Below are 21731 nucleotides of genomic sequence, written 5' to 3'. Positions count from 1 at the left end.
AATGAAAGATATTGATAATCTCATTAGTAACAACCGCGAGTGGTCTCGCCTGCTGAAAGAAGAAAACCCGGCCTTTTTTGAACGCCTGTCGCTGGCGCAGAAGCCTCGTTTTCTCTGGATTGGCTGTTCCGACAGCCGTGTACCAGCCGAACGTCTGACCGGCCTGGAGCCGGGCGAACTGTTCGTCCATCGCAACGTGGCTAACCTGGTTATTCACACCGATCTGAACTGCCTTTCCGTTGTGCAGTACGCGGTGGAGGTACTGCAGGTGGAGCACATCATTATCTGCGGCCACTACGGCTGCGGCGGCGTGCAGGCGGCGGTCGAGAACCCGGAACTGGGTCTGATCAACAACTGGCTGCTGCACATCCGCGATCTGTGGTACAAGCATAGTTCGTCATTGAAACAGCTGCCGACGCCGGAGCAGCGTTTTAACAAACTTTGTGAAATCAACGTGATCGAGCAGGTTTATAACCTGGGCCACTCCACCATCATGCAGTCGGCATGGAAACGCGGTCAGAATGTCAAAATTCACGGCTGGGTTTACGGTATTCAGGATGGCCACCTGCACGACCTGGAAGTCGGCGCCTCCAGCATGGACGTGCTTGAAGAACGTCACCACAAAGGTATCGCTAACGCGCTGAAAGGCTTGCAAAACCCGAGCTGATCTCCGGCCGGATCATATATCAGGCCGGGAAAGCCGGCCTTAGTCGATCGTGCGGTGAGCGTTACTCTTCCAGCATCACCACGTGCCCTACGTAAGGCAGATGGCGATAGCGCTGGGCATAGTCGATGCCGTAGCCCACGACGAATTTATCAGGAATAGTAAAGCCCACGTATTCCACCGGCACTTCCACTTCCCGCCGTTCAGGCTTATCCAGCAGCGTACAGATTGCCAGCGACTTTGGCTCACGCAGGCGCAGGATCTCCCGCACTTTGCTCAGCGTATTGCCGGAATCGATGATGTCTTCCACAATCAGCACATCTTTGCCACGGATATCTTCATCCAGATCCTTAAGGATTTTCACATCGCGCGTGGTGGACATACCGCTGCCGTAGCTGGAAGCCGTCATAAAATCGACCTCGTGCGATACCTCAATCCTGCGGCAGAGATCCGCCATAAACATAAAGGAACCGCGCAGCAGGCCGACCAGCACCATTTCGCTGCCGCTGTCGCGGTAGTTTTCGGTGATCTGCTGGCCCAGTTCAGCGATGCGTTTGGCGATCTCTTGCTCGGAGATCATGACTTCTACAGTGTGTTTCATAAATTAGCTTATCTCACTGATTTTATTCAGTTAAACATCATGTAAAGCGTGTATGAAAAGTCGATATTGACACACCGATTGCTGTACGGAGTACCACACAATCCAATACAACGGCGATAGCATGAGAACCTCTTAAGGAGGGGGATTATATCAGGGATGGTTGCCGGATGAACTGAAAGCATGCGAACAAATCGCCGCTTTTGGCCGACGGGAAAAACTCAGGGGTTAGATTACCCTTTGTCTTGCATTGCCGATCTCCGAACAAGAGGCAATAACTTCCCTGAAGGCCGGTGATGTATGTTTTTAGCTGTGTCCGTTATCAGCGTATCTCAGTACCCGGCTGAAACATGATAAGAAATCAGCAGGGGAAGGAAGATTTTCCCCTGGGCACTACGCAATAAATAAAGCTTTAATTATGTTCAATTTTTATTACTTCCCCATTTTGTTCCAGTCGGTAATCATCGCCATCATACACAACGAAGATAGTCCCCTTATTCTTGCTCTTATCTATTGAAAACACTCTGTTTTTATCAATGCAGTTCTTATCAGTTTGCATATCCTTAAAACATAACCTGTCATACTTGCCCTCTTCTTTATAGCCATCACCAAATAACCAAAAGCTAATGGTGTAATTTCCATATAATGCTGGTTTAGGGATGCCGTAACGGTTTTTTAGCTTATCTTTATTTTTAAGCCACCAGGCTATTTTACCCCGATCGGTAAACGGAACATTTTTTACTATGACATCACTGAAGTTCCCGTCCTCGTGAACGGCAACTATTACCACAGGGCGAAAAAACAACCAAAAAAAATAGACCAGTGACGCGCTACCAACCAGTAACAACGTACTCAATAATTTTTTATTATTTTTCATCACGTCTCCCGGTAATTTCCACAGTGGTTTCCATATTGGTCATAAAGGGTTTAAAGCCAAACAGGTTGTATCGTTGAAGCAAAAACCAGATGCGAAAAAAACGGAACTGATTAAATTTTAACGCTGAAATATCTTCACTATCCAGGCCAAAATGATCCTGTATTTTGTAATTCACAAGCGCGCGGTACCGCTCATTTTCAATATGCAGTGATTTTATAGTGATATGTGTAGCCCATACATCATGTACTGTAATCCCCATTCCGTTAAAACTATCCTGCAACCGATCAAATTTAGGTAATTTCCCTCTAAGGATCGCTTTTGTTAACTCTTTTTTTTGCGCTAAAGGAAAGTAACCCTTTATCCAGTCTATGTTTTTATCAACGACTTTAGTTAACAAAAGACGCGTATTGTTTTTAGAATTATCATTTAGAATATGCTTTTTTAACGCACTATCCAAAGATGTATCCTGAAAAGGCATACCGTTGCCATTCTGCATATGGGTTATCATTTTTTCAATCAGATGGCTGTAAGGTCCGTAAATGGAAAATGTCCGCGAAAGGTGTCGGAATTCATCAAAGAGGATTTTGGCACATTCTTGCCGGGAAATTTTCTCACCTTCGCTACGGTAGCCATAGAATCTCGATTGAGGTTGATTAAATGGGGTGATTTTGGTCAATGTGTAAGGATTGACTCTGGTGGATACATCGACCAGATGAAACTCTCTTTTCAGCTGAAATTCTGATAAATCGCCACAATGCATATCACTGGCGCTGTAATCTTCCATCTTTTTTTGTGTTTTGAAAATTGTACAGGGAAATTGTAATGCAGACATGGTATCGCTTCCTTGTGGGTTACTCCTGAAAATTTTCAGCTAAATGTAAATTATACGCCGCTCAAATCGCCTGTAAACGCCCAACATTTAAATGAAAAAAAAATTAAGAATTTTGCCCGCTTGAGCGGAGTGTATCCGTTTCATACCTTTCCAGCCCGCAAAATCGGAAAAGCAAGATAGCCAAAGATCTGGGGAATATAGTGCTAATGGAAAGGTCAGCGGCATAGCCAACAGCGTTCCGTTAAGTAAAACCAATGAATAGCTTTTCCATTGTTTAAGGACGCTGTCAAAAAAATTATTTTTGTAAAACCTTTTGCTGGAAAAATCCTGTCATCGTTATATTTCATCCCGATCAATCTGTTCATCCCGCCGCTTTTTTTACTACTTTTCCTTCAGCGAAGAATAACAGCATCTGAATTTCATGCTAACAGACATATAGCCTTCCGGAAGGCCTGAATATTTTCAGTAAAAGCTTAACGATAGTCCAATAAATTATTTAATAACGTTATGGCGGTAAGGCTAAGATGCGATCGCTTATTTACCCTCGCTGGTCAGGAGAACCCATGGCGACGCAACACGCAAAAAAAACGCATCTCGGCAATCGTGAACTACAGCCTGAAACGCAAATGCTTAACTACGGTTACGATCCCGCGCTGTCCGAAGGCGCAGTGAAACCGCCCGTGTTCCTGACTTCGACCTTTATTTTTACCAGCGCCGAAGAAGGCCGCGACTTTTTCGATTACGTTTCCGGTCGTCGCGAGCCGCCGGAAGGCGAAGGCAACGGCCTGGTTTACTCACGCTTTAACCATCCCAACAGCGAAATCGTCGAGGATCGGCTGGCGATTTATGAGCGCACCGAAAGCGCGGCGCTGTTCTCTTCCGGCATGTCGGCTATTTCTACTGCCCTGCTGGCCTTTGTCGAGCCTGGCGACGTCATTCTGCATTCGCAACCTTTATATGGCGGCACCGAAACGCTGCTAACCAAAACGTTCCGTCGGCTGGGCGTGGCGTCGGTCGGGTTTGCCGACGGCGTGGATGAGGCCTCCGTACGGGCAGCGGCAAAAGAGGCAATGAAACAGGGACGCGTATCAATGATCCTCATTGAATCGCCCGCTAACCCTACCAACAGCCTGGTGGATATCGCGCTGATTAAACGCGTGGCTGATGAAATAGCACAGCAGCAGCATCGTCCGATTATTGCCTGTGATAACACGCTGCTCGGGCCGGTTTTTCAGCGTCCAACCGAACACGGCGCGGATCTGTCACTGTACTCGCTGACCAAATATGTCGGCGGCCATTCCGATTTGATTGCCGGCGCGGTAATGGGCAGCAAGGCGCTGATCAAACAGATTAAAGCGTTGCGCAGCGCGATTGGTACCCAGCTCGATCCGCACTCCTGCTGGATGATCGGCCGCTCGCTGGAAACGCTGTCGCTGCGTATGGAACGCGCCAACGACAATGCCGCCGCCGTCGCCGCGTTTCTGCAATCGCATCAAAAAATTGAAAAACTACACTATCTGCCGTTTCTGGAAGCCGGTTCGCCAGCCGCAAAGGTTTATCAACAACAGTGCAGCGGCGCGGGATCGACGTTCTCGTTCGACGTGGTCGGCGGCCAGGCGGCTGCCTTTAAGCTGCTGAATGCGCTCCAGCTGTTTAAGCTGGCGGTAAGTCTTGGCGGCACCGAATCACTCGCCAGCCATCCTGCCAGCACCACGCATTCCGGCGTCCCGGCGGAGGTACGTACGCGTATCGGCATTAATGAGGCTACCGTTCGCGTCTCCATCGGCATCGAAAACAAAGACGATTTAATTGAGGATCTACGCCTGGCGCTGGAAAAAGTTTAGCGTCGCAAACTTAGCGGTAAAGCTCTTACCTGCCGCACAGCAGCTTCTGAAGCAGGTATATCAGGGCAGGCATAATGCCTGCCCTGTTCTTACAGAAGCCGCACCTGCCACTCACGCTTTTCTGCAGATATGCCACAATGAAAAACACGCACTCTTTTGTGAAGGAATTCTGATGAGTATTCGTTGTCACGTCCTGTGCTGTGCCGCCGCATTATGGAGCGGTTCACTGATGGCGATCCCGTTACCTGTCCGTCCGCCAGAAACCGTGCCGCCAGCTGATTATATCTCTCAGGTTAATGACGACAGCACTATTACCTGGCGGCTCTGGGCGCCTGCGGCAAAAGCGGTAGAGGTGGTCACCGGCGCCACGCCCGATCGCTATGTATCGCACGCCATGAGCAAAGACGATCGCGGTATCTGGTCGTTCACCAGCGAGGCGGTGAAGCCCGATTTATATGAATATTTCTTTAATGTCGACGGCTTCAGAAGCATTGATACCGGCAGCGCGCAGGCCAAGCCGCAGCGTCAGGTCAATACCAGCCTGATCCTTGTGCCTGGCAGCCTGCTGGACGTGCGCGAAGTCCCCCATGGTGAAATCCATACGCTGACCTGGCACTCCTCTGTTTTAAACCGGGAGCGGCAGCTCTCTGTCTGGGTACCGCCGGGCATGGAAAAAAGCGCCGAGCCTTTGCCGGTGCTCTATTTTTACCATGGCTTTGGCGACACGGCTCTTTCCGCACTTATCCAGGGACGAATTCCGCAAATTATGGATAACCTGCTGGCGGAAAAAAAGATAAAGCCCATGTTGGTCGTAATGCCGGATACAGAAACCGACCTCGCTGAGGCCATACCGGAAAATTTTGCGCCGGCCAGCCGCCGACAGACGTTCTATCCACGCAATGCCCTGGCGGCAGATAAAGAGCTTATCCAGGAAATTATCCCACAGATTGCCGAACGCTATAACGTGCGAAAAGAGGCACAGGGACGAGCACTGGCTGGTTTATCGCAGGGCGGCTATCAGGCGCTGGTGAGCGGCATGCGTCATTTGGATCAGTTTGCCTGGCTGGGCGTGTTCAGCGGCGTCACTACCGAAAGCGTGCCCGATTTTCGCGTTGCGGCGCAGCTTAAAAAAAGCAAAGCTGTCAACCGCCAGCTTAAACTGTTCACCTTAGTGACGGGGGAAGAGGATATCATCACGGGACGTGATATGACCGGGCTTAAAGTCCTGCTCGATCACAATGATGTCGTCACGGACTGGCACAGCCTGCCCGGACTGGGTCATGAAATGGCGCTCTGGCGGCCTGCCTATATTGAATTTGTGCAAAAACTGTTTCGCTAGTCTTTTTTCGTCGGCAGCGTCTTGCTCAGCGTCAGCTGATTCTCGCCGCTGTCCGAGCGATAGCTGATACTATCCACGCAGGCATAAATCAGCGCGATCCCACGGCCGCCTTCGCTTACGTTCTCCAGCCCGGAGGAGGTGACGCTCTCCTCTTCATCCGGCCGCCTGGACGAAAGCAGTGCGGCGGGGACAGGCAGTCCCTGATCTATAAGCACAATCGTTATGGCGGCAGCATCGTGACTGAAGATGACGCGATAGCCTGCCTCCTTTTGATCCGCATAGCCGTGGCGGATAATATTGCTGGCGGCTTCGCAAAGCGCCAGATCCAGCAGATAGATCCAACTTTCATCAACGGGAAAGCCGGCCAGATAGCGGTGTAGCACGCTTCCAAGTGAGGTGAGGCTGTTAAGCGTGGCCGGAAACTGCCACTCTTCATCAGGCAGCTGCTTCATAATTTACCCTCCCAGGGTTAACGCGGCTATCGCGTCGCTCCGCTCAGGGTAGAGAGTAAAAACGCGATCCATACGGGTCAGTGAGAACATATTTTTGATATTGCCGTTTAGCGAGCAAAGCACTAGCGTGCCTTTGCCGCTGGTCGCCTTCAGCAGAGAGATAAGGGCGCCTAAACAGCTGCTGTCGATAAAATCGACGCGGGAAAAATCAAGAACCAGCCGCACTTCCCCCTGCTGAATAACCGCCAATACTTCTTCTTTAAAACGCAGCGCGACCGACGCATCGAGCCGCCGCGTGACCGGCGTCATCAGGGTTACATCCTGTTGTTTTTCAATGTCAATTTTCATCAATACTCTCCATCAGGGGGACAAGGCGACTGCCGTTCAATTACCAGCAGCGAGATATCGTCAGCCGCGGGCGCGTTTCCTCCCGGCGCCGTGTCGCGCCAGAGATTAAGCTCGTGCTGCACCTGCGCCAGCAGCCCGCCCACGGGGACATCATTAAGGGAAGCCAGCAAGGTTTCCAGACGCTGTGCGCCGAACATCTCATGTTCGGGGTTTTCGCATTCGCTGATGCCGTCGCTGTAGATACAAAGCCGCTCGCCCGGCGCCAGCTGAAAGTCGCTCTCTTCCCAGCTAAGATCGTCGAGCAGGCCGACCGGCGGGCCGCCATCGCCTATCTGGCGCGTTACCCCTGCCCGGCTGACGATAAAAGGCGTGGGATGACCGGCCTGGCAGAGTCTGCCCTCGCCGCTTTGTAAATCAATCACGCCATAGACGATGGTGAAGTAACTCAACACGTCCTGGCTCTGCGCGCAAAAACGCTCGTTAAGGATCTTCACCACCTGAGCCGGAGGGGTAACGGTATTGCCACTAAACAGAAAACGATCCACGGTGCGACCGTGTAGAAACTGTCTGGCGACGGCAACCGACATCATTGCCGCCGTAACGCCGTGGCCCGCGACATCAACGCAATAAAAGCCTACGGCCTGATGATCAAGCGGAAACAGATTAAAGATATCGCCAGAAACCCATGCGGAAGGAATAAACAGCCAGTCGGCATAATAGGGGCCATGCTGAAGAGCATGAGGCGGCAATATACTGATTTGCAGGCTGGCGGCAGCCTGTAAGTCCTGTTCAATCTGTCTTAACGCTTCGCTCAGGTGCCTGTTCCGGGCCGCCAGCATAGCTTCAAGCTGCAACACGCGCTCACCGGCGTGTAACCGGGCCTGCAATTCGACCTGGTTAACCGGCTTGCGTAAAAAGTCATCCGCGCCGGCGGCAAAGCCAACCTGCAAATCTTCCACGCTTTCACGGGCGGTCAGCACGATCACATAAACATAGCGATCCTGTATCTGCAGGCGCACCTCCTGGCACAGCGTCGGGCCGTCCATGACCGGCATCTCCCAGTCGCTGATCAGCAGATTAATCGGCCGCTCGGCCAGGACCGCCAGCGCCTGCTCGCCGTTTTCGGCCTCAAAGACTTCGTATCCCCATTTTTTCAGTAACCCCGCCAGCAACTTGCGGTAAGTGGCTGCGTCGTCGACGACCAGTACGGGTTGAGATTGCAGCGTTAACATAGCGGTGGCCTTAAAAGGGCAGAAACCAGATAAGTGAAATAGTGCCTTCCCGAAACTTTGCATTACTGCTGCCTCGGCCGGGAAAACGCGTTCCGCTGTAGTTGCTGTACTGCAAGGACAGCGATCCGGGCGTGTACCCTGCGTAGCCAAAGCTGTAGCTGTAATCGCCGTTCCACGGCTGCTGCTGTTCGGATTTGGGATACCAGAAGGCGGTGGCGCGAATAAAAAAGTGTTGTTTAAAGGTGTAACCGCAGCCGCCCAGGCCAACCTGTTTATTGGCGCGTAAATCATTGTCGGCCAGGGAATAGTAACGCGGCACCCAGCTGTAGCCGATCTGACAGGTCAGCGCGTCGCCTTTATTAATCAGTAGATGTTTTTGCCAGGATTCGGGCAGCGAAAATTTGTAGGCGAAAGTAAAGGCGCCCTGTTCAAAATAGGTATGTCGGGTCGTGCCGGAGGTAAACAGGTAGTTATCGCCATAATTGCTGTAGACCAGGCTGAACGTGTTGGGATGCCAGTCATCGTAACCGAAACTGTAGCGAAAATTAGTGCTGTAACGGCTGAAATCAGACACGGGCGCACGCAGAGTAACGTTGCCAAACCAGTAGCTGTAAGGAGAATACTGCAGGCTCAGGTTTAACAACTGATTAACTTTTTTCTTTTGTCGGGCAGATTCGGAACCATTTGGAATGGTCAACCGCTGTTCTTTCAACCCGCTGGAAAAACTCAGCGCGCTGGAAAATTTATCCTTATTACCTGAAAACAGACGTCCCCAGCGGTTGGTAAAAACGGCTGCCTGAACCGGTTCGCCATTCGCATCGGTAGTCTCGCTGGCGGACGACGCAGCCTGAGCAACAGGCGTTACAGTACTGCAGATAAACATCCACGTCAGATATCGGTTACGCGCTCTTCTCCCGCTATAAAACATGCTGTTTTCCTTCTTTTAATTAGGGATAAAGCGACCACCAATCTCTTTTTTCGCCATCCACCACAGCAGGCCCAGCGCGCCAAGATGGATAAAGGTGTTACGTAACCAGGCCTGATGCCAGAGATCAAAATGAACAAACTGGCTGACCGCCAGCACCACGAAAACGTGCACGATAAAGGTGTAAAGCGAGTGTTGGCCCAGCGGGATTAAAAACCAGCCAAACAGACGTTCCAACGGTCGCCAGCAAAACGTCATAACCAGATAGACTAATAAAATCAGGCAAAAGTCGTTTAATACCCGGCACGGCCCGAGCGCATTTTTAGCGGCAAGATGGCGATAAAACCAGTTGAAATCGGCTGGCGGTATTACCTGCATCAACAGGGAAGGCGGCATAAACGGATTGGTATGGTTTTGGGCGATAAACATTAACACCAGCGCATAAATCACCATTATGCTCATCACGATATAGCCGCCTGGCGTATGGGCCAGCGACATGAGTTCATCTTTGTACCAGCCACAGCACATCCCGCACACAAAAATAAGTTGCCAGGCAAGCAAAGGGAAAGCGAATTCAAATTCTGCCACCGTCAACCGCGTCGGCCAGAGCTGATAGCTGATATAGCCCGCCAGTGAAGCCAGGAGTAGCCAGACGACGCGTCGTCCCTGCAGCAAAGCAAGAAAAAGCGGACTGATCAGCAGCAGACAGATATAAAGGCCCAGGATTTGCGTCTGATGCGGCCCGATTTGCAGATAAAGAATAATGTTAAACCAGGTTTCTTTAATCTGTGGCGTGGTGGGGAAAAGCGCCCAAACGGTTCCGGAATAGCGATCGACAAAGTGCGTGACTTCAAACGTATTTACAAAGCTCAGTTTATTCAACGCCAGCATCAGCAGAATAATAATCACATTGACCAGATAAATTTTTCCGGCGCGGCGCCACAGCGTCCAGCTTACGGTCAGCAACACCTCTTTTTGCAAACGCTGGCGGTTTAGCATCCCCAGCATAAAGCCGGACAAAATGACAAATCCTTCGGCACCGGTCGTCAGACCAAAGCGCTCCCAGGTGAAGATATTGACCAACGACAGAATTTCAGTATGGGCCACGACCATCATCACCAGAGCAATCCCGCGCAGCATATCAATACGCAGATCGCGCTTTCCCGGTATGGCATAACGCCAGGCGCGCCAGTCGACTGCTGCTCTCTTCGGAACGGAAACGGAATCCACCATTATTCATTACCATAATTGATATCAAGCGAAGCGCAATGATAAGAAGAGTGCTTCTCTGCCAGGTAAATGAAAGTGTAGACACGTTACAGTTTAAGTCACGATACGGGCTTAAAAATAAAAAAATAGTTATAAATCCTATGATAACAGCGAGTTGACGCCATTTTTTTGTTCCATTTTCTTTACATATCTTGCAATAGCCTTTGCACAAACTATGATTCAGTTAACAACAACTTAAGTAAATACCTTCATATCCCTTACTTGTTTTTATTTCATCAGGTGAAAAATCTTGCTACGGCCCTATCAGAAAGAGACTGGATGCCAATGGATCACTATTTTTCACGTTTTGAACATCGCCGCCCGCCAGCCCCCCTTTCCACGCCAAAATGGATAGTGAAGACCTGGCAGATCCTGGCCGTCGCCGGGCTTATTTTGGGCGCTAACTACATCCGCTGGCGGTGGATGGAATCCCTGAATACCGATGCGTTATGGTATGCCGTGCCGCTGGCTATGGCGGAGACTTTCGCCTGGTTCGGCACGCTGCTGTTTACTATCAATATCTGGCAGGAGAAGGATCCGCCTTGTCCCGCAGCGCCAGACGATATCAACCAGTGCCTGCTGCCTGAGGATCGGGGCGACGCGCGTCCGCCAAAAGTGGATCTCTTTATCGCAACCTATTCAGAGGATCCGGAGCTGGTCAGGCTGTCGATTCAGGACGCGTTAAAAATGCGCTACCCGACCACCCTGACGTTAAAAATTCATGTCCTTGATGATGGAAGGCGGCCTGAAATGCGCGCGGTTTGCGAGCAGGAAGGCGTGAACTACATCTCGCGCGAAAATAATATTGGTTTTAAAGCGGGCAATATTCGTAACGGCATGGAGCAAACCGACGGCGATTTTCTGGTGATTTGTGATGCTGATACGCGGGTATTCCCTACACTGTTGGCTAATACGCTGGGCTACTTTCGCGATCCGGATGTGGCTTGGGTGCAGACGCCGCAATGGTTCTACGATCTGCCTGAAGGCGAACGCTTCGCCAGCTGGCTGCGCCGCCACGCTGGCTTGCCGGGTTACCTGCTTGGCCGCCTGACCGAGGGCGTGCTCGGCCCCCTGACCGTGGGCAGCGATCCTTTTTTCAACGACCCACGCATGTTTTATGATGTGATCCTGCGGCGGCGCAACTGGGCCAATGCCGCATTCTGCTGCGGCGCGGCTTCCGTTCATCGTCGTGAAGCGGTCATGCAGGCCGCGCTGCGTAGCTACGTGTTTACTGTTGAAGAAGAGATTGCCCGCTACACACGCGATATTAGTGATGAAGAAACGCGAGCGGCGTTAAGCACGGCGATGCGCCCTCACGTAATTAATGATACCGAACTGACGCCCTATAAATTCCACGTGTCTGAGGATATTTATACTTCTATCGTGCTGCATGGCGATGCGGGACGCCGCTGGCGGTCGGTGATGCATCCCGGTATTGAATCCAAAATGCTTTCTCCGCAGGATCTTTTAACCTGGATGATCCAGCGTTTTAAATATGCCGCTGGCTCGCTCGATATTTTATTTCACGATAAGATTTTCAGCCGTCGTCGCTTTAAGTTGAGCCTGGGACAAACCCTGATGTACGGCACCACTTTTTGGTCTTACCTTGCCTGTATCTGGAATACCATTTTTCTGATTTCTCCACTGATTTATCTTTTTACCGGCATTCCGCCGGTCTCAGCTTATTCCACCCCTTTTTATCTGCATTTTCTGCCCTTTTTTATCGTCTCTGAGCTGGCCTTTATGTTTGGGACCTGGGGAATTTCCGCCTGGGATGGCCGTTCGTCTTATCTGGCTTTTTTCTCCGTCAATCTGCGGGCGCTGAGCACGGTATTGCGCGGGGAAAAAATTAAATTTCACGTCACGCCTAAGGAACGGCAATCCGGGCGTTTTCTTTATCTGGTTAAACCCCAGTTAGCGATTGCCGCTCTGACTCTGCTGGGTCTGATTTGGGGAGGGATCCAGGTTGCACGCGGCAATATTGATGATCCTTCCGGCTACGTCATTAACATCTTCTGGGGCACGGTTAATATCGCCGCCATGATGCCGATGATCATGGCGGCAATGTGGACGCCGCCCGCTACGCAGGAGGCTGAAGCCGCATGAGTATGAAAGCCAGTATTCTCAGCGCCCGCAGCTATTTGACCATCCTGATTGGCTTTCTAATCGGTTTCGCCATTGTGCTGTGGGTCGAAAAACAGATGCCTGCTCGTGTGGAAACCACCGATGGCATCACGCTGAGCAAAAGCTTTCCTCCTCTTCCGCAGCCACGGGAACTGACCTTTGATGAAGCCTTGTGGGCGCGTATCGCCTGGCAATATTTTGTCAATAACAGCCAGGCTAACGGCCTGGTTAACGCCGAAGAAAACAGGGCGTGGCTGAGCCTGTGGAGCACCGGCAGCTATCTGCTGGCCACGATTGCCGCGCATAAATTACACATTATTTCTGCCGCCGAATTTGACGACCGTATCAGCTCCGCGCTCGGCGCGCTCGGCGCACTGCCGCTTTTGCCGGAAGGGTTGCCCGCAGCCTTTTACCATGCCGACACGCTGCAACCTGCCACCTCGCCTGTGCAGGCCGCCGGTTCGGCTATTGATATGGGCCGTCTTCTGATGCCGTTGCAGATCCTGCTCTGGCGCTATCCGCAACACGCTCTGGAAGTCAACCAGCTCCTGGCCAAATGGCAGCTTGCGGCGCTATTACAGAGCAGCGGGCCGCAAGGTGCCAGCCTGCCGCTTAACCGCTGGGTCATTCGTACTGACGATCCGCGAGGCAGCTACGGCTATCGACTTTATGCAGGCAGCGTGCTGCGACTGATCAATGCTACCGCCGGGCTGGCCGTTACCCAGCCGCCGGATGGCCTGAAAATGATAGAGATAGAAGGCCATGCGGTGCCGGATGAAGGCCTGCGAACGCCCTGGGGGAAACAGCCTTCTCTGATCAGTATGCCTTACTTACTTAGCGGGCTGGAACAGGGGTTTGACGCGCGCAGCGGAGAGATAACCTGGCGCCTGATGCAGATCCTCCAGCAGCGTACCGGTAAGCCCGCCGAGAAAGGCGAAATCAATATGGATTATGCTGAACAAGCGCCCGATTTTGCTGGCGCCCTGCCCGGCACCCAGCCGATCCCTCTGCAGGACGAAAACGACAATGCCAGTGAATCATTGACTACTCGCGCGCTGACCTCGACCCGCACCGCGTTTGCCTGGTATGCCTTGTTCCGCAATCAGTGGAGTGAAGCGCTTCGGCAGCAGATGCTGCCCATGATCGAACCGGGAAAAGGCTGGAAAGCGGGTTTCAACGTTGACGGTAGCGTTAATCCTGTGATTGAGGCAGACACCAATGCCATGGTGCTGGAAAGCCTTTCTTATATTGCCTATGGCCAACTGCTTTGTCTGAGCTGCTCAACGCCAACTTCAGCCGCCAAAAGCCCGCAACAAGGAGTGACTTTGGAATGAGATCATTATCGCTTCGTCAATCCGGCCTGCGCGCCCTGTTGATGGTTCTTATGCTTACCGCCCCCATGCTACAGGCCGCTGTCAGCCTGCCCGCCTCGGATTACAATATCCGTCATGGCGAATTGACGCCGCGAGAAATGAACGTAGCGAAAAATGCCTGGGCTTATTTTGTCGCTAACTATCAGCCCACTACCGGCCTGGTGAATGCGGTAAATAAATACCCTTCCACAACCATGTGGGACAGCGCCTCCTATCTGGCTGCGCTGACCGCGGCAAGAGAACTGGGCATTATCGACAAAGCGGAATTCGACCGACGTTTTTTACAGTTTATGGCCACGATAAACAAGCTGGCGCTGTTTCAAAATCAGGTGCCTAACAAAGTGTACAACACTATTACCGGTCAAAAAGTAAACTACCTGAACAAGCCGGGAGAGATTGGGTTTTCCGCTATTGATATCGGCAGGATGCTGCTCTGGATGAAGATCATTAAAGAGCGCTACCCGGAACATGCTAACAATATCGACAACGTAGTGCTGGGCTGGGATTTTACCCACGTGGTTGATGACTGCGGCACGCTGTATGGCGCCTATATGAATAAGGATAAGCAGACGCAGTACGTGCAGGAAGGCCGTCTGGGCTATGAAGAATATGCGGCGGCAGGCTATCAGCTGTGGGGCTTTACCACCTGTCAGGCCAGTCGGCCGGAGCCTTATGCCCTGGCGGATATTTATTGCGTGCTGGTGCCCTATGATTCACGCGATCCGCGCTTAACGAATCAGCATAATTATGTGGTGACTGAGTCCTATTTGCTGCACGGCCTGGAAATGGGCTGGGACAACAGCGACGACCGCGAAAATAGTCCGAATAATTTCAGCCATCCCTGGATGAAAAATTTCGCCGATCGCGTTTACCAGGCGCAGGAAAATCGCTACATGATCACCGGCACGCTGACCGCCCGCTCTGAACACCAGCTCGATAAAGCGCCCTACTTCGTTTACGACACCGTTTACAGCGACGGTTACAACTGGAACACCATTACGGATAAAGGGCAGTATGTGCCAAACGTGGCGGCCGTCTCGCTGAAGGCGGCGCTTGGCATGTGGGTACTATGGGATTCGCCTTATACCGATCGTTTACTGGATTCCATTGAAAACGCTCAGGAACAAGGCAAAGGCTACTATGAAGGCCTGTATGAAAATGGCGACGGGCCTATTAAGGAATTTACCGCCAATAACAACGGCATCATGCTGGAAGCACTACTTTTCAAAAAAGAAGGCAAGCTGCTGCGCTTTAACAGTAACGATCCTCGCAAAAGCGACTATGCGCCATCCATCTGGGAAAAGCGTCTGGTAGACAACTTTGAAGACAACAATACCCGACGCAACCGTCCTTTTCTTAACGTCACGCCGGGCATCAAAAACTGGTGTGAGCAAAGCGGAACTGCCGTGCGCACCGCCCCATCCTGTCGCGCCTGTAAATGCGCGAGTTGTGACAGCCAGACGCCTGTCAAATTACCGCCGGTAGCGACCTCATGCCTAAGACAGTAATGCGTGTTGCTGTCGTACTGCTGGCGATCGTCATCGGTACGGTCTGGATGTTGAGACGCCATGACGCCGCAGGCTGGCACTGGCTGGTAAACGGCGGCTGGCATACCACTGCGCGGCTCGGCAAGCTCGGCCCGGAAGAGCAACGCTGGGCGGCGATAGCCTGGCGCTACGTTGAAAACAACACCCAGGCTAACACCGGTCTGGTTAACGGCAGTGATAAGCGCCCGGTGATCAGCCTGTGGCAAATGGGCGATCTGCTTATTGCACTAACCGCAGCCCGTCAGCTTGATTTGATCGACGATGTCGCTTTCGACCGCCGTCTGACGCTGCTGCTCGGTACGCTCAATCGCCTGCCGTTGACCTCTGCCAAACTGCCTAATCTGCTCTACAACACGCAGAATATCAGTATGGTCGGCTACGGCAATACGCCACAGGTGATCGGTTGGTCATCCCGAGATATCGCCCGGCTGATGATGGCGCTGCGTATCGTTGCCGCCTTTCATCCGCAATACAGCGAATACCTGGAGCGCGTGATATTACGCTGGGATTTTTGTCGTATTGTCGATAACCAGGGCCAGCTTTATGCAGGACAGATGCAGGATCAGAAGCTGGTAACCCGGGCGGAAGGCCGACTTGGCGACAGTGAATACAGCGCTGCCGGGCTGGGGTTGTGGGGGTTTGCAAACCAGCAATCGCTGAGGCCGCCGGCGCAACACGTCATTATTGACGGCCTGGCGCTGGATATTGATGCGCGCGATCCCCGCACAACCTGGACTCCGTCCGCTATCACCACCACGCCCTATATGCTGAGCGGCATTGAATATGGCTGGGAGCTGCCGGGGGCCGACCGCGACATTATCAGGCTACTGCGCCAGCGCGCCAGCAATGTCTATCGCGTACAGGAAATGCGCTGGCAAAAAGAGAAAATACTCACGGCGCGCAGCGACTTTGCTCTCTCTGCGCCTCCCTGGCACGTCAACGACACCATTTTTGCCAACGGTTACGCCTGGAATACGCTTGCTGACGACGGCAAATGGCTGCCCCGGCTGGCTCAGGTTTCCACACGGGCCGTTTTTGGCCTCTGGGCGTTATGGGATACGCCTTTTACCAATGCGTTAATGAATATGGCGCGGTTACAAAACGATCCGGCGCGCGGTTGGTTCGAGGGCCGTGTTGAAGCCACCGGCGACTACAACCGCGCGATTACGCTTTCCACCAATGCAATGGTGCTGGAGGCCCTGTTTTTCAAAAGCAACATGGCTCCGCTGCTCCGTAACGGCGAAATTACCGCGCAAAGCTATTTCCGACAGCAGCTGCGCGATCCGTTTACCGCTCCCCAGCGCTGCTTCCCGGCGGTTTCAGCCAGGGCTGACGCCGCTGATTAGGAGAGACTATGCCTGACATTCAGTTACCTCAAGCGCTCGATTCACTACGCGCCGCTGTCCTGACCTATGACGCAAACGAGCGGCTGACCGCCTACAACAAGCAGGTTGTACGTTTTTATCCCGGTATAGAAAACTGCATCTGCGTAGGCATGACGTTGACGGAAATAGCGCAATCTTTTGTCGCCTCCGCCTATATGACAGAAAACGATCAGCGTAAAAAGGCGATGGTGGAGAATCTGGTGAGCTGCTGTCGGCTTGATAACCACAGTGAAATGCGCCGTATAGGCAACCGGAAAGTCTTCGTGCAGCACAACCGCACTTCGGATGGCGGTATTGTCAGTCTGCATATTGATATGTCCGGCTTTGAGTTTATTAACGAATCACGCAAGCAGCTTAATGAAGATTTCGTGCTGGCGGCAGAGTCGACTCAAATTGGCATCTGGGACTGGCAGCAGGATAAGGATCTTTTACAGGTCAACGATGCCCTGTTAAACATGCTTGGCTATCCACGCGAAACCTGGCATTACAGCGCCAGCTTCCTCGACCCTTTGCTGCATCCTGACGATCGGGAATCCCTGTTACAGCTTTTTATCAGCGCCAACAACGATCGGCTGCCGATATTTGAAAGAGAAATCCGCCTGCTGCACAGCGATGGTGAGTATCGCTGGATGCTGCTGTCTGGTCAGGTCGCCAGCGTGACGGTGGAAGGCGGTACGGCACGGGTCATCGGTACGCTTCAGGATATTACCAAGCGTAAAGAAGCGGAGCAGCTCTCTTTGCAGGCCGTCGCCGCTGCGCGGGCAGCCAACGAAGCAAAGAGCGCCTTTCTGGCAAACATGAGCCACGAAATCCGCACGCCGATGAACGGCATTCTGGGTATGACGCAGCTCTGTCTGGATAACCCGCTGACCGAAGAGCAGCGGGAATATATGACGCTGGTTTATCACTCTGCCCATACGCTGCTGCGCGTCATTAACGATATTCTTGACTACTCGAAAATCGAAGCGGGCAAAATTGAACTGGATGAGGAAGAGTTCGAGGTACGGCCCTTTTTGCAGACGTTAATGCGTCCGCTCCTGCCTGCGGCTTCGGAAAAACATATAGAGCTGCTGATAAAGGTCGCGCCGGAAGTGCCTGCCAGACTGCTCACGGATACCGTCCGCCTGCGGCAGATATTAACGAACCTGGTCAGCAATGCCCTGAAATTTACCCACGCAGGCGAAGTAGAGCTGTCGGTTAGCCTTGACGTTCGGGCGCACTGTTTGCGCTTTCAGGTACGTGATACCGGCATTGGCATTCCCGAAGAAAAGCAGCAGATTATTTTTGAGTCTTTTAGCCAGGCCGATACCTCTACCACGCGAAAATATGGCGGTACGGGACTGGGGCTGACTATTTCAGCGCGGCTGGTAGAGATGCTGGGTGGCGCGCTCAAAGTCAAAAGCGAACCCGGTAAGGGCAGCATATTCAGCTTTAGCCTGCCGGTTCCCGTACAGCATACGGTCGATCTCCTGAAAACCTCGCCGCCTTTGGCCAGCGTCGCCGTATTGGTGATTGACGATAACGCCACTAACCGACACTTAATGAGCGATATGCTGCGTAATATGGGGCTGAAGCCGACGCTGGCCGAAAGCGCCGATGCGGCCCTGTCGTTGCTGCTGCAGGATCCTGATTTCCCGCTTATTCTGCTGGATGCGCAAATGCCGGTTAAAGACGGCATGACGCTGGCGCAGGAAATTAAAGCGATGCCGGCGTTGGCGCACTGTCAGATAATCATGCTGAGTTCGATGAGCCGCTATATGGACGCCGAGCAGATGAAGCGCATTGGGGTAACGCATTTTCTCAGCAAGCCGGTGGATCAGCGGGAGCTGTATGAAGCCATCCTGAGCGTGCTACAGCTACAGCCGGCCTCTCTTGCTGCGCCCTCGCCCGCTGCGCCGCTGGCAGTTCCCCGTGGGGCGGCGCTACGCATTTTGCTGGCTGAAGATAATTTAGTGAATCAAAAGCTGGCGACGCATTTTCTTACCCGTCTGGGTCATGAGTTCGCGGTTGCCAACAACGGTATTGAGGCGCTGGAGCTGCTGGATACTACCCACTGGGATCTTATCCTGATGGATTTGCAAATGCCGGAGATGGACGGCGAGCACGCTACCCGCTTAATCCGCGAACGCGAGGCGCGAAATCCTGCCCGGCCGCATCAACGTATTATTGCCATGACCGCACACGCCATGAAAGGCGACGAAGAGTTTTGTCTGACGCACGGCTTTGATGGCTATATCGCTAAGCCGGTGAGCATGGAAATTATCCAGAATGAAATAAGCCGGGTAATGGCGCTGCCGCTAAAAGAAAAGGAGCCTGAAGCGGCCCCCGACCGGCAAACGCTGATCGAGCAGCTGGGTATTGATGACGCGCTGCTGAATGAACTTTTAACGCTCTTCGCCACCGAGCTTCCTGAAAATGTCGCCCGGTTAAATGAGGCGTTGGCCAGCGAGGATCGCGATCGCGTGCGGCGCATGTCGCACAAACTGCGTGGCGAAGCTTCGGCATTCCGCTTTCATACGCTCACCGTGCTGCTTCAGCAGATCGAGACGGCAGCAGGCCAGGAGGCACCGCTGGACGGCGCCGCTTATACCGCATCCTTAACACAGGCTGTGGACGTGGTTATGCGTCAGTTGGACGAATTGCAGGAGGCTTTATGATCCGTAGCATCATCGCGCTGGTTTTCACTTTCTCCTCTGCCGCCGCCGTGGCGACGGAAGCGCCGCAGGCCTGGTCATTAGGAGGGCTGTGGCGCGCGCATGACGGCAACGATCTCCATTTTCCAGGGTGGCGCGGCAGCGATAAAAATTGGCGGCAGCTGCGTGTGCCGGCCAACTGGTATAGCGCAGGTTGGGATCACCAGGGCGCGCTCTGGTATCGCACCGAGTTTTCCGTGCCGACGCTGCCGGCCGGTCGGCTGGCTACGCTGGAGTTTGATGGCGTCGATTACTACGCAGATGTCTGGTTCAATGGTCATCAGCGTCTCCGTCATGAGGGGTATTTCCAGCGTTTTGCCGTGGACGTAACCCGGGATATGCGGCGTTATAACAAGCTGGCCGTACGCGTCGACAGTCCTTTTGAAGATCCCAAAACAAACTGGCCGCTACGCAAAAACCTGATGAAAGGCGTCTTAAACCAGCACGATTCAAGACCCGGCGGCGCCTGGTCGCCCCAGGGACAGGATGCCAACTCCGGTGGGGTCTGGGCGCCAGTGCGGCTGCGCCTCAGCCGTGACGTGGCTATTGATAATCTGATACTACGGCCCGACTGGTCGCAGGGGCTGGCGCACCCTCAACTGCGGGCGGAAATCGTTTACCGCGCGCCGGCGGGAAAAACGGCTGAGCTGGTGTTGGCTGCCCGTCCTGATAATTTTTCCGGTAAAAATTTCCAGCTACGACAATCGGTCACCCTACAGGCTACCGGTAATGCCAGCCAGCGAGTCAGCCTGCTGTTACCCATGCCAGAGGCGCGTCTCTGGTGGCCAATCGGCTATGGCAAACCGCACCTTTATCAGGTCAGCGCAACCTTACGCGATGCGGCAGGCGTGCTCGATCGGCGCAGCAGCAGAACAGGGTTGCGTCAGGTCGTTGAACAGCCCGACAACCGCGGCTGGCTGGTTAACGGACAGCGAGTATTTATCAGGGGCACCAACTATATCGGTTCGCCCTGGCTGAGCACTATGACAAAGCAGCGTTATCACCGCGATTTCGACCTGGTCAAAAAAATGAATGCAAACGCTATCCGCGTGCATGGTCATGTCGCCGGACGCCCGCTTTATCAGGCTGCAGACGAGCAGGGGATAATGATCTGGCAAGATGTGCCGCTCCAGTGGGGCTATAACGACAGCAAAGAATTTGCCGACAATGCCGTACGGCAAACGCAGGAGATGATGGAACAGTTCGGTAATGCGCCGTCTGTTGTGGTCTGGGGAGGCCAGAACGAGCCGCCGTTTGATTCCCCCTGGATGGAAAAACGTTTTCCGGACTGGCATAAAGAACTTAACCGCAATCTGATGCAGCGCGTAGCCGATACCCTGGCCAAAGACGATACTCGTATCGTACATCCTTTCTCTGCCGTTGAAGAACATTACTGGGCCGGATGGTATTTCGGCACGCTTGATAAGCTGCTTGAACCTGCGAAAACGGCAACTATCACCGAGTTCGGTGCGCAGGCCCTGCCAAAATTTTCTACGTTTAAAACTATTATTCCCCGGCGCGATTGGTGGCCAGCCACCACGCAGCCTGGCGATCCAAAGTGGACCAGCTGGAAATACCATAATTTTCAGCCTATCCAGACTTTTAAAAATGCCGGTCTTTCGCGCGGGAATAGCATTCCGGATTTTATTGCCAACACGCAGCAGTATCAGGCTCAGCTGGTAGCGATAGCGGCAGAAAGCTACCGTCGCCAACGCTTTCAGCCAGTAACGGCGCTATTCCAGTTTATGTTTGTCGAAACCTGGCCATCCATTAACTGGGGCATTGTTGATTACCTCCGTCACCCTAAGGCGGGCTATTTCGCGCTGCAGCGCGCCTATCAACCACTGCTGCCTTCAATCGATCCCGTGACTACACAATGGAAACAGGGACAGGCCGGGAAAGTGAATCTCTGGGTCATTAACGATCTGCCCACAAGCCATTCCGGCAGCCAGCTGGTTTGGCAGATACGTCAGGGCCGAAACGTGCTGGCGGAAGGGAAAAAAGCGGTAGAGATCGAGCCTGATTCAGGAATAAAGGTAGTGGAGCTTCAGGTGATGCCGACAGGCACGCTGCCGTTAACTATTCACAGTAAAATCATTGGCTCCGGTGGAAAAAAACTCGCTGAAAATCGGCTGACGCTGCAGACCATCACTGAAAAAGAGTGACGGTAAGAGGCGCTTTTTTACAGCCGTAGCGGCGTTATTTGTGGCGGGCAGCAAGTGTGGGCCG

The 21731-nt window shown here is 52.9% G+C and carries 17 protein-coding genes; 9 read left to right on the top strand and 8 right to left on the bottom strand.

Features of this window, described 5'->3' with window-relative positions:
• Position 1: 1 nt before the first annotated feature.
• The gene (can, locus tag EGK14_RS10565; protein ID WP_125289059.1) at positions 2 to 667 is read left to right on the top strand and encodes a carbonate dehydratase; all 666 of its coding nucleotides are present in this window, start codon (positions 2 to 4) and stop codon (positions 665 to 667) included.
• 61 nt (positions 668 to 728) lie between these two features.
• Here can and hpt read toward each other — a convergent pair whose 3' ends face one another.
• The 3 genes from hpt to EGK14_RS10550 form a co-directional block, all read right to left on the bottom strand.
• Positions 729 to 1265: a hypoxanthine phosphoribosyltransferase gene (gene hpt / locus EGK14_RS10560; protein ID WP_125289058.1), complete on the bottom strand. Its 537-nt coding sequence runs from the start codon at positions 1263 to 1265 to the stop codon at positions 729 to 731.
• A gap of 409 nt (positions 1266 to 1674) precedes the next feature.
• On the bottom strand, positions 1675 to 2139 hold the full coding sequence (locus EGK14_RS10555) for a DUF943 family protein (RefSeq protein WP_125289057.1): 465 nt from the start codon (positions 2137 to 2139) through the stop codon (positions 1675 to 1677).
• The gene (locus EGK14_RS10550; protein ID WP_125289056.1) at positions 2129 to 2971 is read right to left on the bottom strand and encodes a YPO3983 family protein; all 843 of its coding nucleotides are present in this window, start codon (positions 2969 to 2971) and stop codon (positions 2129 to 2131) included. Before EGK14_RS10550 ends, EGK14_RS10555 begins: the two co-directional genes overlap by 11 nt.
• Positions 2972 to 3534: 563 nt before the next feature.
• Here EGK14_RS10550 and EGK14_RS10545 point away from each other — a divergent pair.
• Both EGK14_RS10545 and EGK14_RS10540 read left to right on the top strand, forming a co-directional pair.
• Positions 3535 to 4815, top strand: a complete 1281-nt coding sequence (locus tag EGK14_RS10545; RefSeq protein WP_125289055.1) for a cystathionine gamma-synthase family protein — start codon at positions 3535 to 3537, stop codon at positions 4813 to 4815.
• A 178-nt stretch (positions 4816 to 4993) separates the two neighbouring features.
• Positions 4994 to 6154 carry an alpha/beta hydrolase-fold protein gene (locus EGK14_RS10540; RefSeq protein ID WP_370256298.1) on the top strand — a complete coding sequence of 387 codons (1161 nt, stop codon included), beginning with the start codon at positions 4994 to 4996 and terminating at the stop codon, positions 6152 to 6154.
• On the opposite strand, the gene EGK14_RS10535 is transcribed toward EGK14_RS10540, so the two are convergent.
• Genes EGK14_RS10535 through opgC form a run of 5 tightly spaced genes read right to left on the bottom strand, consistent with a single transcriptional unit; the run spans position 6151 to position 10344 of the window.
• A complete protein-coding gene (locus EGK14_RS10535) occupies positions 6151 to 6606 on the bottom strand; it encodes an ATP-binding protein (RefSeq protein ID WP_125289053.1) in 456 nt (151 codons plus the stop codon). The two genes, EGK14_RS10540 and EGK14_RS10535, sit on opposite strands and share 4 nt — an antisense overlap.
• A gap of 3 nt (positions 6607 to 6609) precedes the next feature.
• Positions 6610 to 6954, bottom strand: coding sequence for an STAS domain-containing protein (locus EGK14_RS10530; protein WP_125289052.1), 345 nt, complete (start codon positions 6952 to 6954; stop codon positions 6610 to 6612).
• On the bottom strand, positions 6954 to 8177 hold the full coding sequence (locus EGK14_RS10525) for a PP2C family protein-serine/threonine phosphatase (RefSeq protein ID WP_199746420.1): 1224 nt from the start codon (positions 8175 to 8177) through the stop codon (positions 6954 to 6956). Before EGK14_RS10525 ends, EGK14_RS10530 begins: the two co-directional genes overlap by 1 nt.
• Before the next feature lie 19 nt (positions 8178 to 8196).
• The gene (locus tag EGK14_RS10520) at positions 8197 to 9114 is read right to left on the bottom strand and encodes a hypothetical protein (RefSeq protein WP_233598473.1); all 918 of its coding nucleotides are present in this window, start codon (positions 9112 to 9114) and stop codon (positions 8197 to 8199) included.
• 15 nt (positions 9115 to 9129) lie between these two features.
• Positions 9130 to 10344, bottom strand: a complete 1215-nt coding sequence (gene opgC, locus EGK14_RS10515; protein ID WP_125289050.1) for an OpgC domain-containing protein — start codon at positions 10342 to 10344, stop codon at positions 9130 to 9132.
• A 321-nt stretch (positions 10345 to 10665) separates the two neighbouring features.
• On the opposite strand from opgC, the gene EGK14_RS10510 reads away from it, so the two are divergent.
• Genes EGK14_RS10510 through EGK14_RS10485 form a run of 6 tightly spaced genes read left to right on the top strand, consistent with a single transcriptional unit; the run spans position 10666 to position 21667 of the window.
• On the top strand, positions 10666 to 12486 hold the full coding sequence (locus EGK14_RS10510) for a glycosyltransferase (RefSeq protein WP_125289049.1): 1821 nt from the start codon (positions 10666 to 10668) through the stop codon (positions 12484 to 12486).
• Entirely contained in the window at positions 12483 to 13838 is a 1356-nt protein-coding gene (locus EGK14_RS10505) for a DUF3131 domain-containing protein (protein ID WP_125289048.1), read from the top strand. Before EGK14_RS10510 ends, EGK14_RS10505 begins: the two co-directional genes overlap by 4 nt.
• Before the next feature lie 41 nt (positions 13839 to 13879).
• Positions 13880 to 15385: a DUF3131 domain-containing protein gene (locus EGK14_RS10500; RefSeq protein ID WP_233598475.1), complete on the top strand. Its 1506-nt coding sequence runs from the start codon at positions 13880 to 13882 to the stop codon at positions 15383 to 15385.
• Positions 15370 to 16770, top strand: a complete 1401-nt coding sequence (locus tag EGK14_RS10495; RefSeq protein ID WP_125289046.1) for a DUF3131 domain-containing protein — start codon at positions 15370 to 15372, stop codon at positions 16768 to 16770. The genes EGK14_RS10500 and EGK14_RS10495 overlap by 16 nt, the downstream gene beginning before the upstream one ends.
• Positions 16771 to 16778: 8 nt before the next feature.
• The gene (locus EGK14_RS10490) at positions 16779 to 19466 is read left to right on the top strand and encodes a response regulator (protein WP_125289045.1); all 2688 of its coding nucleotides are present in this window, start codon (positions 16779 to 16781) and stop codon (positions 19464 to 19466) included.
• Entirely contained in the window at positions 19463 to 21667 is a 2205-nt protein-coding gene (locus EGK14_RS10485) for a glycoside hydrolase family 2 protein (protein WP_125289044.1), read from the top strand. The genes EGK14_RS10490 and EGK14_RS10485 overlap by 4 nt, the downstream gene beginning before the upstream one ends.
• Positions 21668 to 21731: the final 64 nt, after the last annotated feature.

Origin of the sequence: Erwinia sp. 198 (assembly GCF_003937915.1) — a bacterium.
Classification (GTDB): Bacteria; Pseudomonadota; Gammaproteobacteria; order Enterobacterales; family Enterobacteriaceae; genus Erwinia; species Erwinia aeris.
Note: the sequence above shows the minus strand (reverse complement) of the source record. Positions and strands in the feature narration are given on the sequence as shown.